Below are 15,865 nucleotides of genomic sequence, written 5' to 3' on the forward strand. Positions count from 1 at the left end.
AAGAAGGGATGATTGCGCGGCGCCGGGCTGACGAGATAGCGGCCGCGCTTTCCGCCGACGGCCTCATCCTGCGCGGCGGCTTCAATTTCGCAACAAGCGAAACGCCGCCGCATGGCCCTTCAGCCGCCCCTGCCAAATCCGTGCTATTGGTCGGGCAGGCGGGAGCGGCACCCTGGCCGCATTTCCTGCGCTGGCGCGACCGGCAACCGCAAACCATTGCTAATCCGCTCGACACATGGTCGCGCGAAGTGATCGGTGCGGTGGCGGAGAAATTCGGCGCGCGCGCCGTTTCGCCTTCGGACAGACCTTATCTGCCGTTCCAGCAATGGGCGATGCGAGCGGAGGGGCTGAGACCGTCGCCGCTGGGCATCCTGATGCATCCGCAGTACGGGCTCTGGCATGCCTATCGCGGCGCGTTGCTGTTCGAGGATGAGATCGCGCTTCCTGAACGTCGCGAAGCGATTCACCTTTGCGACGCCTGTGTCGCAAAACCTTGCCTGAAATCCTGTCCGGTTGATGCCTATTCGGTCGATGGTTTCGCCTATGAGTCCTGCCTGGCGCATGTGCGCGGGCAAAACGGCGAACCATGCCGCGGCGGCGGCTGCCTCGACCGCAACGCTTGTCCGTATGGCACGGCCCATCGCTATCCGCTTGAGGTTCAGGCCTTTCACATGACGGCGTTTGCTGGCCTGTAGCGGCGTTGAACGCCTGCACAAAGTGTTGAACGGGATTGTCAGGGAACGGCTTGCCCTGACAATGCCTGCTTATATGTATCGCACGACAATCAATGGGGCGAGCCATGGCGAAGCAGGACATTGAGATAGAGACCGGGGACGGCGTGGCGAAGGCGGGATTGTTCCGTTCGGCGACTGTTTCCCCGGTCAAGGCCGGTACCATTCTCTACATGGACGCCTTCGGTCCGCGACCGGCGCTCGACGCAATGGCGGAGCGGCTGGCGGGTGAGGGCTATGCGGTGCTGGTGCCGGATCTTTTCTATCGCAAAGCACCCTACGGGCCGTTCGAGCCCAAGACCGCTTTCGTCGTGGAGGAGACCAAGGTCGCGCTGACGGCGTTGGTCCACGGCACGACACAGGACATGACCATCCGCGACAGCAGGGCGTTCCTCGACACGCTTACCGCTGAAGGTGTCACCGGACCGGTCGGTGTCGTCGGTTACTGCATGGGCGGGGCGCGGGCCTTGAATGCGGCTGCAACCTATCCCGATCGCATCGTGGCGGCGGCAAGCTTCCATGGCGGCAATCTGGCCAGCGATGCCGCCGACAGGCCGCACCGCAAGGCTGCAATGATCAAGGCGCGGGTCTATGTCGGAACGTCTGGGGTGGACCGCAGCTTTCCGCCGGAGCAGTCGGCGCGACTGGCCGAGGCGCTGCGCGTGGCGGAAGTCGACCACGTCATCGAAAACTATGCCGGCATGGCGCATGGCTGGTGCGTGTCGGACCACAGCGTGTTCAACGCGGCCGGCGCCGAGCGCCACTGGAAGCGACTGACGACGCTGTTCGCCGAGACGCTGATCTAACGAGGCGTTGCCTGAAGTCGCAACGAACGGGTAGAGACTGCACGATTGGCGCGGCCTGTTAAAACAGCGCCAGTCGAGCGGGAACGAACAGCCTGATGCAATCCTATGATGTCGTGGTGATCGGCGCCGGTGCGGCCGGAATGATGTGCGCCATCGAGGCGGGCAAGCGCGGCCGCTCGGTCCTGGTGCTCGATCACGCGGCAAAGCCCGGCGAGAAGATCCGCATCTCCGGCGGCGGCCGCTGCAACTTCACCAACATCCATGCGAGCCCGAAGAATTTCATCTCGGGCAATCCGCATTTCTGCATTTCGGCGCTCAGCCGCTACACGCAGCGCGATTTCATCGGGCTCGTCGAACGCCACGGCGTCGCCTATCACGAGAAGACGTTGGGACAGCTGTTTTGCGATGGCTCGGCGCGGCTGATCATCGACATGCTGGTCTCCGAAATGCAGGATGGGGGCGTGGAACTTGCGCTGTCGACCGAGGTGAGGAACGTCAGCAAGGCCGCGGACGGTTTTGTGCTGACGCTCTCCACTGGCAGCGTCGCCTGCAATTCGCTGGTCGTTGCCTGTGGTGGCAAGTCGATCCCCAAAATGGGCGCGTCCGGTTTCGGCTACGAGCTTGCGGCGCAGTTCGGCCTGGCGGTGGTGGAAACACGGCCGGCGCTGGTGCCGCTTACCTTCGACGCAAGAACGCTGGAGCGGCTGGCGCCCTTGGCCGGCAATGCCGTCGATGCCGAAGTCGCCTGCGGCAAGACGCGGTTTTCAGAAGCGATGCTGTTTACGCATCGCGGCTTGAGCGGGCCTTCCATCCTGCAGATCTCGTCCTATTGGCGCGAGGGCGACGAGATCCGCATCGCCATTCTGCCGGGGAGGGATGTGGCGGAACTGCTGCGCGCCGCCCGGCGCGTCAACGGCAGGCAAGCGGTGCAGACGGTGCTTGCAAACCATTTGCCGAAGCGCCTTGCGCAAGCAGTCGCCGAGCGCAGTGGGATCGATGGCAATCTCGCTGATTTGACAGACCTGCAAATGAAAACCGTCGAAGCCGCCGTCAACGACTGGCGCATCAAGCCGGCCGGCTCCGAGGGTTACCGCACGGCGGAAGTGACGCTTGGCGGTGTCGATACCAACGGGCTCGATCAGAAGACGATGCAGGCGAAATCCGTGCCGGGGCTGTTTTTCATCGGCGAAGTCGTCGATGTCACGGGCTGGCTGGGCGGCTATAATTTTCAGTGGGCTTGGTCGTCCGGCTGGGCCTCGGGCCAGGTGTGCTGATATTCAGGTGAGGCCGGCCTGCAAACGACGGCTTTCTGTGCTTCCGGTGCTCGCGTACCAAAAGTACGCTCCGCTCCGGTTCTCGAAATCCATCGTTTTCGGCTCGGCCTGACCTGAATCTCAGCGCACCTGTTGCGCGTGCATCCGTCGCCTCGGAAAAAAATCTTTCCATAACCCCAAGGATTGGCCATTAGCCTTCGTCCAACAGGCAAATGATGGCGATGATGCTGGATGAAAGCGAAGCCTCCGACGCCGAATTGATCGGGCGGGCGAAGGGCGGAGACAGGGGTGCCTTCGGCAAATTGCTGGAGCGGCACTACGACTTCGTCTATCGCGCCGCCTATCGCTGGTGCGGAAAGAAGGCCGATGCCGAAGACATCGCCCAGGAGGTCTGTGTCCGTCTCGGCAAGGCGATCCGCGACTACCGCGGCGGCGGCGCGTTCACGACATGGCTCTATTCCGTGACGTTGAACGCGGCGCGCGACATGATGCGCAAGACCACGCGCGAAAACGTCAAGACCGAGGCTTTCGGCGCCTACAGCATGATATCGGGAGAGGCCTCGGCGGAACCTGAAGATCCCACTGAGGCGCTCTGGGCAGCGGTGCGGCAATTGCCGGACAAGCAGCGCGATGCAGTACTTCTGGTCTATGGCGAAGGTTTGAGCCATGCGGCCGCCGCCGAGGCGATGGCAATCTCGGAGACGACGGTTTCCTGGCACATCCATGAAGCGAAGAAACGGCTGAAGACGTTGATTCGTTCAGCCGGGGAAGTGTGACCATGGTCGACGACAACGAACTCAACAGGCTGCGCGACGCAGCAGTACCGGCGCCAGGCGAAAGCGCGAAGGCACGCGCCTTCGAAGCCGCCATGAGCGCCTATGATCAGGAAAATATTTCTGCCGTCACCCAAGGATCGGTCGGCGGGCTTCGTCTCACAGAGCGAGCACAAAAGCTCTGGAGCGAGATCATGCAAAAGAAACTCATCGCCACGCCAGCCATTGCCGGGCTCGTCGCCCTGCCGATCGCCGGATACGCCACCTTCCACATGCTGAGGGAACAGCCGTTGCCGTTCGGCGGCGACGAGAAGATCACCGAAACGCTGGCCGACAAACCGGCAACCAACGCGCCGGTAAAAGAAAAGCAGGCGCCTGAAGGCGACAAGAAGGCCGACGCCGATGTGCGAAGCCGCGACACCACTACGACGCTTACGCCGCCCGCGCCGCCGAAGCCCGAATCGACCGTTGCTGTCGCCCCGGCGCAGCAGGATGCGCTCGGACGCGGCGTGTTGGCCGAGCCTGCGCCAGTTGAGAGCCGCGAGTTTTCGCTTGACGGCACCGCTGCCCCGGCCGGCGGCGCGCGGGTCGACCGCATGGCCGGCACGACCGAATCCAAGTACCTGGCACAGCCTTCGACGATGCCGGCCGACCAGATTGCGCCGCAGGAGCCAAACCGCGACCGCGTCGAGGATTTCAAGACCAATCCGGTGCATGCAGCGCTTCAGGATCCGGTCTCGACCTTCTCGATCGACGTCGACACCGCTTCCTATTCCTTCGTCCGCGGCTCGCTGAAGCAGGGCTACCTGCCGCAGGCCGACACGGTGCGCGTCGAGGAGATGGTCAATTACTTCCCCTATGACTGGAAGGGGCCGGACTCGGCTTCGACGCCGTTCAATTCGACCGTCAGCGTGATGCCGACGCCGTGGAACGGGCACACCAAGCTGATGCACGTCGCCATCAAGGGCTTCGACATCAAGCCGGTCGAGCAGCCGAAGGCCAATCTGGTGTTCCTGATCGACGTCTCGGGTTCGATGGACGAGCCTGACAAGCTGCCGCTGCTCAAGTCGGCTTTCCGGCTGCTGGTCAGCAAGCTCAAGGCGGACGACACCATCACAATCGTCACCTATGCCGGTGACGCCGGCACCGTGCTGATGCCGACCAAGGTTACCGAGAAGGACAAGATCCTCAACGCCATCGACAATCTGTCGCCCGGCGGCTCGACGGCCGGCGAGGCGGGCATCAAGGAAGCCTACAGGCTTGCCCAGCAGTCCTTCATCAAGGATGGCATCAACCGTGTGATGCTGGCCACGGACGGCGACTTCAATGTCGGCCAGACCGATGACGACGATCTGAAGCGGCTGATCGAGCAGGAGCGCAAGACCGGCGTCTTCCTGTCGGTGTTCGGCTTTGGACGCGGCAATCTGAACGACCAGATGATGCAGACCATCGCCCAGAACGGCAACGGCACCGCCGCCTATATCGACACGCTGGCCGAGGCCGAGAAGGTTCTGGTCGAGGATGCCTCCTCGACGCTGTTCACCATCGCCAAGGACGTCAAGATCCAGGTCGAGTTCAATCCGGACAAGGTCTCGGAGTACCGGCTGATCGGCTATGAAACCCGCGCCTTGAACCGCGAGGACTTCAACAATGATCGCGTCGATGCCGGCGATATCGGCTCGGGCCACTCGGTCACCGCCATCTACGAGATCACGCCGAAGGGCAGCGGCGGCGAGCAGATGGATCCGCTGCGCTACGGCCAGGCAACGGTCAACAATGGCGGCGTCGCCAATGCCGACGAATATGCCTTTGTGAAAATCCGCTACAAGCTGCCGAACGAAGACGTCTCGAAGCTGATCACCACGCCGGTGACCTCGGCCAACGAGGTCGCGTCCTTCGACCAGGCCAGCACCGACCAGCGTTTCTCCGTCGCTGTCGCCGCCTTCGGCCAGAAGCTGCGCGACGAGGATGCGACCGCGAAGTTCGGCTACGACAAGATCATGGAGATTGCCACCGCCGCCCGAGGAGCCGACCCGTTTGGGTACAGGTCCGAGTTCCTTTCGCTTGTGCGCCTTGCCTCGGCGCTGGGCGGTAACCGGTAGTGGCAATACAGCCGGTTCCTTTCAGACGGGGGTCGTTCTGATACGGGGAACCGACTACGGGCGGGTGAGGCAGGCCGGCGGGGGAAACCCTGCCGGCCTTTTTTTCGGATCGATTGATCCGAAGCGCACAGATGATCCGCCTGATCGTTAAATTGCGCGGCTTTTCCGGAACGTCATCGCAATGCCCTGCTATTATTGCATGGGGTCGGGACTGGGCTTGGGGAGCCGGGAATTGCAGATCATGAACATTGGAAACACGACGCCGGCGGTGAGACACACGCAGGCGTCGGGAACGCTGTCGCCAGAATCCAGGCGCATCATGGATGACGTCGACGCAGCCCGGAATACCGCAAAGTCGGCGCTGACCAATGACCGCTTTCGCGTCATGCTGGAGCAGATCGGCAATCCGCAGTCGTCGGGTGACCTGGTGACGATGAATGAAAGCGCCGACAGCACCGCCCTGGATTTCACGACGGCGCTATCGCGTTACGCTGAAAACAGCGAATAAGTTCGATATCAGGCCCGGCTGCGGCGGCGTTCGCGGCGGGCTTCGCTGGTCTCGGCGGTGTTTTCCGTCGCCACCTTGTTGCGCATCGGACCGATGCGCTCGATGATCCCCGCGACGGTCGGGCGTTCGGATTTGGTGTGCGCGTCGAGCGCCTTGCGCATGGCGGCAAGGTGCTGGAACGAGGTGCCGCAGCAGCCGCCGATGATCTTCGCGCCGCCATCCACCGCCAGCCGGACATAGTCGGCCATCAGCTCCGGCGTGCCGGAATAATGGATCTCGGTGCCACGAAATTCGGGAATGCCGCAATTGCCCTTGACGATCACCGTCGCTTCCGGCTTCGCCTCGGTCATGTCGAGCAGCGAGGCCAGGATGTCGGAGGCGCCGACACCGCAATTGGCGCCGACACCGAGCGGCGTCTCTGAAAGTCCGTCGGCGACGCCGTGGATATCCCTGGGCAGCAGGCCCATCATGGTGCGGCCGGCAGTGTCGAAGGAGCCGGTATAGGTGTAGGGCAGGCCGACGCGGATAGCGGCTTGCGCCGCGGCGCGGATCTCGTCCGGCGCCGACATGGTCTCGATCCAGGCGACTTCGGCGCCGCCTTCCTTCAAGCCTTCGATCTGTTCGGCGAAGGCCTCGACCGCCTCGTCATAGGTCATGGCGCCGAGCGGCACCAGCAACTCGCCGGTCGGCCCGACCGAGCCGGCGACGATGACTTTCCTGCCGGCCTTGTCGGCGACCGCCCGGGCAATCTCTGCGGCGCGCTTGTTCAGCGCATGCACGCGGTCCTGCGCATGGTGCAGCTTCAGCCGGTGGCGCGTGCCGCCGAACGAGTTGGTGAGAATGATATCGGCGCCAGCGTCGACGAAATTCTGGTGCAGGCTGGTGATGGTATCGGGCGCTGTCTCGTTCAGCAACTCCGGCGCTTCGCCGGCCTCCAGACCCATGGCGAACAAATTGGTGCCGGTGGCGCCATCGGCGAGCAGCACGCCCTTTTCGGCCAGCAGAGCATCGATGGGATTGTTCGCGGTCATCGGATCGACTTTCAGATATTTGAATGGAATAAGGATATAAAGAAGTCTTTATGTCCAGTCAATGTGTTTGCAACCTGCAATGCCGCGCGGCGCACCTTTCCGGGGCGTTGGCGATCAGGCAGAACCCGATGGAAATGACGCGCCGGCCAGATTGCGCGCGTAGGCGGCGGCCTCATGCGGGTTGATGTCGGCGGCCCGGATCAGATTGTCGAAATGCTGGGTCAGCGCCTGTACCGGCTGGGTGGCATTCAGCACGACATACATGTCGCCGACATAGATGGCGGCGCGGTAGGGACCGAAGATTGTCAGCGGGATCGAATAGCGCATGCGGCCGTCATAGAGGAACAGGCGGAAGGTGGGGTAGAGATCGTCAAGCAGCGTCGCCATATGGGCAAGCTGCTGCCGGCGATCAGCCTCGGGAAAGCGGTCCCAGACGCCCAGGCCGCGGGCGAAAATCTCCAGCGTGTGGCGCGGCATGCAGACTTCCATATCGGTCTCAGGGCGCCGGTTGTACTCGATGCGGTACTGCGTCTCGCTGGCCTGCGCCAGACGGCTGCGGTTGGTGATGTTGGCTTCGTAGTCGACCAGCTGGCGTGTGCGCAGGAGATCGGGAATGCCGGCCGGCACATAGCGGATCTTGGTGCCTGCGGCCTCGGCGAACCATTTGGCGAGCAGCGTGCGGTCGAAGCCGTCGGGCGCCTCTTCGATCTCCAGGCTTTCGCGGATTTCGCCGGTGACGCCTTCGTCCTGGGAGAGGCCGAGCAGCCAGTCCAGCGAGATCTTGAATTCGGCGGCGATGTTGAGCAGCGTTTCGGCGCGTGGCAGGCGCGTCGAGGCGCCGGACATCAGTTGCGACAGAGCCGACCGGTCGATGCCGACTGCTGAGGCGAAAGCCGACTGGTTGAGATCGGACCTTGTCAGGAGCAGCTTCAAGCGCTCCCGGAAGATTGCCGAAAGGTCCCGTTTGTCCACTGTTCGTTCTCCGCGCTCTCTTAGGAAAAATTTGCGCCCGATCCGTCGGATCAGCACTTCCAGCGTAAATGAATCCGTAGGGTTGTTTACAATGTATAACATCTGCGGTCGAAAATGCGCAATCGCAACATTTTGTACACTTTGTCTCGTTGAGCGGAATCGCTTCTCCTGACACTATGCTGTCAGGAACCAATTCCGGCGACTGAGGGACAGTGGTCGATAGCATGACAGGCAAGCGCATCAAGCGACGCGACGCAGCGGCCATCGAGTGGCCGACCGTGCTCCTCGCTTTCTTCTGTTACGGAATGTGGCTCGCTGCCGGGCTCCTGCTCTGGCCCTCTTATCCGATCCCGGCACTTCTTCTCCTCGGCTTCATCCTGGCCTTGCAGTCGTCGATCATGCACGAAGTGCTGCATGGCCATCCGACGCGCAGCGCGCTCATCAACGAAGCCTTCGTCTTCCTGCCGATCGGCCTGGTCTGGCCGTTCCGTCGCTTCAAGACGCTTCATTTGCGCCACCACGCCGACGAGCGCCTGACCGATCCCCTCGACGATCCCGAGAGCTATTACCAGGCGTTGTGGATGCATGACGATCTGCCGCCGACAATGAAATTCCTGCTCAAGATCAACAACACCATGGCCGGCCGTTTCTTCCTCGGCCCCTGGCTGTCCTGCATCAGTTTCTTCGTCGACGATGCCAAGCATGTGATTGCCGGCGACAAGGTGATCGGCAAGGCATGGCTGCTGCATGCGATCGGCCTCGCCATCGTAGTGCCGATCGTGCAGTTCGGCTTCGGCATTCCCGTATGGCTCTACATTCTGGTGCCGGTCTGGCTCGGCCAGTCGCTGATCGCGGTCCGGACTTTCGCCGAACATCAGTGGTCCGAGCACCCTGAAGGACGCACGGTGATCATCGAGCGCTCGCCGCTGTCGTTCCTGTTCCTCAACAACAATCTGCACTTCGTCCACCACAAGACGCCGACGGTTGCCTGGTACAGACTTCCAAAACTGTTTGCGGACCGCCGCGACGAGTGGCTGCGGATGAACAATGGCTACGCCTATCCGAACTATTTCGCACTGATCAAAGCCTACGCATTCAAGGCCAAGGAGCCGATCGTGCACCCGGTGCTGCGCCGCCAGGCGGAGCCGGGCAGGGCGTTCAAGCCGCGCATCAGGGCGCGCAGCATCAGCGGGCTTGGCAGCGCGCCAGTTCCGGCCGAGCCGCCGAAGGAATAATCCCCGGACTTCCCGAACCCGTGTCGGCCAATTCTGATTGGACGCCGCGTTTTTGCGATCCTTTCCCGAGCCATGATGATTGAGTGTCGGCATGAGTGATTTGGTTGCGGCATTGCCGATGTACGACTGGCCCGAAGTGCGCGGCGAGGTCGACGCGCAATGGGCAGCGTTGCGCGAGGCTTTTCGGCACAAGGGCGTCGATGCGCCGCAGACAATCGTGCGCCGCAATGGCGACCTGCCGCCGGTGCCGGGGGGTATCCAGGACGCCGAGGGCAGACTGATCGCGCCCAATCCGGCGACACTGCCGCCGAACGAACTCGACCATCATCAGCTTTGGCTCCATCCGGCGCTGCTGTTCGCGCAGACCTGCTGGGGGCCGATGGAACTTGGCCTGAACAAGCATGTGCAGGTGGTCGGCCAGCCGAGCTACGACGCTTACGAAGGCGGCCAGGGCGAACTCTATTCCAGCGCGCTGGTGATGCGCACGGCCGAGGGACCGGAAGTTCGCTCGCCCGCGGATGGCAAAGCCTTGCTGCCGCTCGATCTGATGCGTGGCAAGCGTTTTACCTACAACAGCCTCGATTCGATGTCGGGCATCATCGCGCTGACGCGCGACCTGCAGGCCGCCGGCGAAAGCCTGGATATCTTTTCCTCACGCAGCGAAAGCGGTGGCCATCGCCGCTCGATCATCGCGGTCGCCGAGGGCAAGGCGGATATAGCTGCCATCGACTGTGAGAGCTGGGCGCTGGCGCAGCGTTTCGAGCCTGCGGCAAACGCCGTGAAGGTCGTCGGCTGGACGGCAAGGCGCAAAGGCCTGCCCTACATCACCGCCAGGACGACGCCGGAAAAGACGCTCAAGGCTCTGCGCGAGGCGCTTGCCGGATCAGCCGAGCAGCCTCGCATCCAACGGGTAGGTTGAAAGCTGCTCGTTACCGGTCTCGGTGATCAGGATCTGTTCCTCGATCTTGACGCCCTCATGGCCGCCGAGACGACCGATATAGCTTTCCACGCACAGCACCATTCCCGGCTCCAGCACGCCATCGGGCGTGTCCGGCGTCCAGTCGCTGGCATGTGGCAGGGTTGGATACTCGTCGGCGAGGCCGACGCCGTGATAGAGCACGCCGTAGCGCGCCGGGAAGCAATCTCCCGGCGGCACCACGGAGCGTTCGACCAGGTCGCGGAAGGATATGCCGGGCTGCATCAATTGCGTGTTGTGGGCGATCTGGTCGGCGGCGATGTGGAAGAGGTCCCGTTGCTCGTTCGATGGTCTCGCATCGCCGCAAAGCCAGGTGCGGGAGAGATCGGCGCAGAAGCCGTAGGGACCGATCAGGTCGGTATCGAAGGCGACGAGGTCGCCTTCCTCGATCACACGCGATGAGCATTCCTGGAACCACGGATTGGTGCGCGGCCCCGAGGCAAGCAGCCGGGTTTCGATCCATTCGCCGCCGCGCGCAATGTTGCCGCGGTGGAGTTCGGCCCACAATTCGTTTTCGGAAATGCCCGGCGTCAGCGCCTTCTCCATTTCACCCATCGCCGCTTCGCAAGCGACGATTGCGCGGCGCATGGCGAGGATCTCGTCCGGCGATTTGATCAGCCGCGCATTTTCCATCACCGCTTCGCCATTGCCGATCGAAATGCCGAGCCGGGCGAGTTCCTCGACGCCTTCCGGGTTGATGTGGTCGACCGCAATGCGGCTGTTGCCGCCGCCATGCTCCTTGACCAGATCGGCGATGCCGGCCGCCCAGCGGCGGACTTTGTGCTCGGTCAGCTCGCCGCCATAGAGATACATCCACGACACTGCCGGCCGCACCTCGTCGACGACGCCGGAATGATCGGACAGATGCTCGCAGGAGAAATAGTCGAACAGCACCACGGGTCCCTCAGTGGCGACGAAGCAGTGGCGGGTCGGATTGTGCGCGACCCACAGCTGCATGTTGGTCGAATCGGTGGCGTAGCGGATGTTGACGGGGTCGTAGAGCAGCGCGCCGGCGTAGTTTCGGCGCCTCAGTTCGGCGCGGAGGCGCTCGAGCCGGTATTTGCGCATCGCGGCAAGATCGGGCGCGGCGATGCCTGCCGCTTGCCATTCGGCTTCAGCCAGCGCGCCATAGCCCAGCACATGCTGGTTCAGCGACGCCGCCTTCTGGCGCGATGTTTCGCGCGAGGCTTCGACGGAGCCGGGCTCGAACGGCATGATCTTGCGATGACGACCGAACCCTTGTTTCTCCACCCGACGCCTCCCTGCCGACTTACTGTGGCGCTGCGCCCGCGGCCGCTTTCTTCAGCCGCGTGACCGTCAGCGTGCGGGTGGGCGGCTCGCTGTCGAACAGCATCGGAACGACCAACTGCTGCGGCGAGCCGTCAGCGACATAGCCGGCCTCGCTCAAGGCCCGCAGGATGCCCTCGGGAGGTTCCTTGTCATTGGCCATCACGAGCACCGCCGGCTCGATCAGCAAATGGCCGAAGTCCGGCATCTCGTCGTCGAGCACGACCAGATCGGGATCGACAAGACGCAGATTTCCCACCCAGTGCCAGCTCGATATCGCCGTGCGAACCGGACCGTTTGCCGTCAGCTGGCCATAGAGCGACTGGTAGTCGACACGCACGATGCTGCCGCGGCTGTCGCCGCCATTGAGGTGCGTGTACCAGGTCACCGGCAGCACGAGGATGGCAAGCGTTGCGCCGACAAAGACGACGACGTCCTGCACCTTCATTCCCTTGTCGCCTCTGGCATCCATCCGCAAGGCCAGCGCGACCGGCAGCAACACAAGAATGGGAAGCATCCAGCGATCGCGAAATTGCGTCGTCCCGCTCGCCAGGACGAGCACGATGGTCATCGCCAGGGCAAAAGCGATGGTGCGCCACACCAGTTTCTCGGTCCATGGCGCCGGTTGCAGAGCCGGCGCCGGCTTTTTCCATGCGATGAGCAAAGCCGCGACGAATATGCCGGCCGGCAACACGGCGAAATACAGGATAGCCTTGCCCAGTCCGCGCATTCCGTAGAATGCGGTTTGTATGGCGCTTTCTCCTCTGCCCATGCCGAAGCCGCCGCTGTGCGACAGCAACTGGTCGGTGTAGGTCAGGTTCCAGTAGAGCGTCGGCAGGCAAAGCAGCACCGCCACGACAAGGCTGATCGAAAACCGGCGGTTGAGGATGACGCCGCGCGTTTCGCGCAGCGACAGGGTGGACAGCATCAGCGCGCCGAGAAAGATCGCGTTGTTGTATTTCGACAGGATGGCGGCGGCCATCGCCACGCCAAACAGCACATAGGTGGCCAGCGAACGCCGCTGCACCAGTTCAACGAGCGCAAGAAACAGCACCACTGAAAAACAGAAAGCGGCGATCGAGTGGGTGAGGGCGTGCTGCATCTCCCACACCATCTGCGGAAACAACAGCAGGCCGAACAATGCGGCGGCGCCAGCGCGGCTGGAATAGCCTAGGCGGCGGACAGCGATGAAAACCGACGCCAGCGCCGCTCCGATCAGCAGGTACTTCACGATCTTGAGCGCCAGGATGTTCGTTCCGACCACGGCGGCGACGAGGCGGGCAAGCCAGGTGTAGAGCGGCGGCTGCGAGCCGCCATAGCCAGCCCAGAGGTAGGGCATGTACATCAGCTGTTCGGAATCGTCGACGCCGACACCGGTTCCCACGACATGGGACAGCAGCGCCATCACCACGATCTGGACGACGCAATAGACCGCGACGCAGACCAGTGCGGCGTTGAAGGGACCGACCTTGCCTTCGCAGAGCCAGTCCGTCCATTTCTCTAGATACTGCAAGGGGATCGTCTTCTCATCGAGGGAAAATGCCTGCGGCCAACTGCCGAAGGCCCCTTACACGATCTCACGCTCCCTGTCGCCTTTTCAGGTCCGCATCTTCTCGCCGCTGGCGTCGAAGGGCGCCTCGACATTGATACGCGCCGGACGCCGGTGGCCGAGGATCTCGATCTCGAACAGTCCGGCACTTTCGTCCTCGGCGAGTGCCGCCGGCACATAGCCCTGCGCCATCGATTTCTGCACATAGTGCGCATAACCGCCCGAGGTGACCCAGCCGACCACGCGCCAGTCGCCGTCGACGATGCCGCGCACGGCGGAAGCGCCTTCGGCAGCCTTCGAGCCACGCACTTCCTTGCCCGCCATGTCGAAGCGCGGCGCGCCATAGCCATGCGGCTTTTCCACCGTGCCATAGTCCTTGCCGACCTTGGCCCAGATCGGCTCGTCGCCCATGACATCGGCGTCGGCCGCATCGACGATGAAGGAGACACGGCGCAGTTTCGGCCCTTCCGCCTGTTCCTTGGCAGCGGCCTCGCGGCCGATGAAGTCGTTCTTCTCCAGCTTGATGAAGCGGTCCATCGCGCCTTCGAACGGGCCGTAGATCGGCCGCAGTTCGCGGTACCAGGTCGGGAAGTTCTTCTCCAAGCGCATGGAGAGCAAAGCGCGCATGCCGAAATCGACGAGGCCGAACTCCTCGCCGGCGTCCTTGATCGCCTTGTAGACCAGGCGCTCATAGGCCGGCGCCATCCAGATTTCATAGCCGAGATCGCCGGTATAGGTGATGCGGTTGACCATGCAGGGCGCGCCGCCGACCGCCATTTCGCGGAAATCCATGAAGCGAAACGCCTTGGTCGAGATGTCGACATCGACCAGCTTCTGCAAGAGGTCGCGCGATTTCGGACCGGCGATCGACAGGCCGACCAGCGTCTGATCGAAGCGGTGGATACGCACCGAACCATCCTTCGGCAGATGCGTCTCGAACCAGCGCATGTGGTATTTCTGCGCGGCGGACGAGCCCCAGATCATGAATCTGTCTTCGCCTGCCTTGGCGATGGTGAAGTCGCCGATCAGCTTGCCGAATTCGTTGATCATCGGCGTCAGCACGATGCGGCCGGTCTTCGGCATGCGGTTGGTCATCAGCCGGTTGAGGAAATCCTCAGCCGCAGGTCCCGACACTTCGTATTTGGCGAAGTTGGCGATTTCGGTGACGCCGACGCGTTCGCGCGTGGCGCGCACTTCCTCGCCGATAGGACCGAAATCGTTTGAGCGGTGGAAGGAGACGACGTCCTTCGGCTCCTTGCCCTTCGGCGCGAACCACAGCGGGGTCTCCAGGCCCCAGCTATCGCCCATGACGGCGTTGTTGGCGAGCATGGTATCGTAGAGCGGCGTCGTCTGCGCCGGACGCGCAGCCGGCAGCTCTTCATTGGGGAAGCGGATGGAGAAGCGGCGCGAATAGTTTTCGCGCACCTTTGCGTTGGTGTAGCGCAGGCCGGCCCACTCGCCGAAGCGGGCGACATCCATGCCCCAGACGTCGAAGCCGGGATCGCCATGCACCATCCAGTTGGACAAAGCGAGGCCGACGCCGCCGCCCTGGCTGAAGCCGGCCATGACGGCGCAGGCGCACCAGAAATTGGTCAGGCCCTGCACCGGCCCGACCAGCGGATTTCCGTCGAGCGCAAAGGTGAAGGGGCCGTTGATGATCTGCTTGATGCCGGCTTTCTCGATGCCGGGGAAATGCTTGAAGCCGATCTCCAGCGACGGCGCGATGCGGTCGAGGTCGGGCGGCAGCAGTTCATGGCCGAAATCCCACGGCGTGTTGACCGGCGACCATGGCTTGCAGGCCTTTTCATAGGTGCCGAGCAGGATGCCGTTGCGCTCTTGTCGGGTGTAGATCTCGCCCTTGAAGTCGAGCACGCCGATCATCTCGCGGCCGGTCGATTTGTTGAACTCCTCGACCTCGGGCATCGGCTCGGTGAGCAGGTACATGTGCTCCATGGCCAGCACCGGCAGTTCGACGCCGACCATGCGGCCGATCTCGCGCGCCCACAGGCCGCCGCAGTTGACGACATGCTCGGCGTGGACGGTGCCCTGTTCGGTGACGACGTTCCAGGTGCCGTCAACTTCCTGCGTCAGTTCGACGACGCGGTTGCGCAGCACGATCTCGGCGCCCAGCTTCTTGGCCGCCTTGGAGTAGGCGATCGTCGTGCCGGAGGGATCGAGATGGCCTTCGACCGGATCCCACATGGCGCCGACGAAATTGGTCTCGTCCATCAGCGGGAACATCGCCTTGGCTTCGGATGGCGTGATCAGCTCGGTGTCCATGCCGAGATAGCGGCCCTTGGCGTGGGCCAGGCGCAGAAAATCCATGCGCTCGGGCGTATCGGCCATCATCACGCCGCCGGTCAAATGCAGCGAGCAGGACTGGCCGGAGATTTCCTCGATCTCCTTGTAGAGCTGCACCGTGTAGGCCTGCAGCTTGGCGACGTTGGGATCGCCGTTCAGCGTGTGGAAGCCGCCGGCCGCATGCCAGGACGAGCCGGAGGTGAGCTCGGAACGCTCGATCAGCATGATGTCGGTCCAGCCGGCCTTGGCGAGGTGATAGAGCACCGAGCAGCCAACGACGCCGCCGCCAATGACAACCGCTTTAACGTGAGATTTCATGA

At 63.0% G+C, this 15,865-nt stretch carries 13 protein-coding genes; 8 read left to right on the forward strand and 5 right to left on the reverse strand.

Annotated elements, in window-relative coordinates; translation table 11 throughout:
- Positions 1-8: 8 nt before the first annotated feature.
- The 6 genes from NLY33_RS17020 (at position 9) to NLY33_RS17045 (ending at position 6,194) form a co-directional block, all read left to right on the forward strand.
- Positions 9-695 carry a 4Fe-4S dicluster domain-containing protein gene (locus NLY33_RS17020; protein ID WP_023706084.1) on the forward strand — a complete coding sequence of 229 codons (687 nt, stop codon included), beginning with the start codon at positions 9-11 and terminating at the stop codon, positions 693-695.
- 104 nt (positions 696-799) lie between these two features.
- Positions 800-1,537: a dienelactone hydrolase family protein gene (locus NLY33_RS17025; protein ID WP_023706083.1), complete on the forward strand. Its 738-nt coding sequence runs from the start codon at positions 800-802 to the stop codon at positions 1,535-1,537.
- A gap of 95 nt (positions 1,538-1,632) precedes the next feature.
- The gene (locus NLY33_RS17030; RefSeq protein ID WP_023706082.1) at positions 1,633-2,811 is read left to right on the forward strand and encodes a BaiN/RdsA family NAD(P)/FAD-dependent oxidoreductase; all 1,179 of its coding nucleotides are present in this window, start codon (positions 1,633-1,635) and stop codon (positions 2,809-2,811) included.
- Between the two features lie 215 nt (positions 2,812-3,026).
- On the forward strand, positions 3,027-3,587 hold the full coding sequence (locus NLY33_RS17035) for an RNA polymerase sigma factor (RefSeq protein WP_023688122.1): 561 nt from the start codon (positions 3,027-3,029) through the stop codon (positions 3,585-3,587).
- A gap of 2 nt (positions 3,588-3,589) precedes the next feature.
- Positions 3,590-5,686 (forward strand): vWA domain-containing protein, encoded by a 2,097-nt coding sequence (locus NLY33_RS17040; protein ID WP_023706081.1) that lies wholly within the window; start codon positions 3,590-3,592, stop codon positions 5,684-5,686.
- A 241-nt stretch (positions 5,687-5,927) separates the two neighbouring features.
- Positions 5,928-6,194, forward strand: a complete 267-nt coding sequence (locus NLY33_RS17045) for a hypothetical protein (protein ID WP_023724232.1) — start codon at positions 5,928-5,930, stop codon at positions 6,192-6,194.
- An 8-nt stretch (positions 6,195-6,202) separates the two neighbouring features.
- Here NLY33_RS17045 and bmt read toward each other — a convergent pair whose 3' ends face one another.
- Together bmt and NLY33_RS17055 are read right to left on the reverse strand one after the other, a co-directional pair.
- Positions 6,203-7,225 (reverse strand): betaine--homocysteine S-methyltransferase, encoded by a 1,023-nt coding sequence (gene bmt, locus NLY33_RS17050; protein ID WP_023681769.1) that lies wholly within the window; start codon positions 7,223-7,225, stop codon positions 6,203-6,205.
- A 114-nt stretch (positions 7,226-7,339) separates the two neighbouring features.
- Positions 7,340-8,197 carry a helix-turn-helix domain-containing protein gene (locus NLY33_RS17055; RefSeq protein WP_023681768.1) on the reverse strand — a complete coding sequence of 286 codons (858 nt, stop codon included), beginning with the start codon at positions 8,195-8,197 and terminating at the stop codon, positions 7,340-7,342.
- 224 nt (positions 8,198-8,421) lie between these two features.
- Here NLY33_RS17055 and NLY33_RS17060 point away from each other — a divergent pair, with 224 nt between their 5' ends.
- Positions 8,422-9,432 carry a fatty acid desaturase gene (locus NLY33_RS17060; protein WP_031196356.1) on the forward strand — a complete coding sequence of 337 codons (1,011 nt, stop codon included), beginning with the start codon at positions 8,422-8,424 and terminating at the stop codon, positions 9,430-9,432.
- Positions 9,433-9,523: 91 nt separating this feature from the next.
- Positions 9,524-10,351 carry a phosphate/phosphite/phosphonate ABC transporter substrate-binding protein gene (locus NLY33_RS17065; RefSeq protein ID WP_023706079.1) on the forward strand — a complete coding sequence of 276 codons (828 nt, stop codon included), beginning with the start codon at positions 9,524-9,526 and terminating at the stop codon, positions 10,349-10,351.
- Here the strand turns inward: NLY33_RS17065 and NLY33_RS17070 are convergent.
- From NLY33_RS17070 to NLY33_RS17080, 3 genes are all read right to left on the reverse strand, one after another.
- Complete coding sequence (locus tag NLY33_RS17070; protein WP_023707855.1) at positions 10,316-11,623, reverse strand: M24 family metallopeptidase; 1,308 nt, start codon at positions 11,621-11,623, stop codon at positions 10,316-10,318. The genes NLY33_RS17065 and NLY33_RS17070 overlap by 36 nt on opposite strands.
- Before the next feature lie 55 nt (positions 11,624-11,678).
- The gene (locus NLY33_RS17075; protein WP_023706077.1) at positions 11,679-13,208 is read right to left on the reverse strand and encodes an ArnT family glycosyltransferase; all 1,530 of its coding nucleotides are present in this window, start codon (positions 13,206-13,208) and stop codon (positions 11,679-11,681) included.
- A gap of 84 nt (positions 13,209-13,292) precedes the next feature.
- The gene (locus tag NLY33_RS17080; protein WP_023706076.1) at positions 13,293-15,863 is read right to left on the reverse strand and encodes a GcvT family protein; all 2,571 of its coding nucleotides are present in this window, start codon (positions 15,861-15,863) and stop codon (positions 13,293-13,295) included.
- Positions 15,864-15,865 lie beyond the last annotated feature (2 nt).

The organism is Mesorhizobium sp. C432A, assembly GCF_030323145.1.
GTDB lineage: Bacteria > Pseudomonadota > Alphaproteobacteria > Rhizobiales > Rhizobiaceae > Mesorhizobium.

Coding starts and splice junctions, on each gene's coding strand:
- NLY33_RS17065 (WP_023706079.1), top strand. CDS start 9,524: ATGAGTGATTTGGTTGCGGCATTGCCGATGTACGACTGGCCCGAAGTG.
- bmt (WP_023681769.1), bottom strand. CDS start 7,225: ATGACCGCGAACAATCCCATCGATGCTCTGCTGGCCGAAAAGGGCGTG.
- NLY33_RS17020 (WP_023706084.1), top strand. CDS start 9: ATGATTGCGCGGCGCCGGGCTGACGAGATAGCGGCCGCGCTTTCCGCC.
- NLY33_RS17040 (WP_023706081.1), top strand. CDS start 3,590: ATGGTCGACGACAACGAACTCAACAGGCTGCGCGACGCAGCAGTACCG.
- NLY33_RS17025 (WP_023706083.1), top strand. CDS start 800: ATGGCGAAGCAGGACATTGAGATAGAGACCGGGGACGGCGTGGCGAAG.
- NLY33_RS17035 (WP_023688122.1), top strand. CDS start 3,027: ATGGCGATGATGCTGGATGAAAGCGAAGCCTCCGACGCCGAATTGATC.
- NLY33_RS17080 (WP_023706076.1), bottom strand. CDS start 15,863: ATGAAATCTCACGTTAAAGCGGTTGTCATTGGCGGCGGCGTCGTTGGC.
- NLY33_RS17060 (WP_031196356.1), top strand. CDS start 8,422: ATGACAGGCAAGCGCATCAAGCGACGCGACGCAGCGGCCATCGAGTGG.
- NLY33_RS17045 (WP_023724232.1), top strand. CDS start 5,928: ATGAACATTGGAAACACGACGCCGGCGGTGAGACACACGCAGGCGTCG.
- NLY33_RS17030 (WP_023706082.1), top strand. CDS start 1,633: ATGCAATCCTATGATGTCGTGGTGATCGGCGCCGGTGCGGCCGGAATG.
- NLY33_RS17070 (WP_023707855.1), bottom strand. CDS start 11,623: ATGCCGTTCGAGCCCGGCTCCGTCGAAGCCTCGCGCGAAACATCGCGC.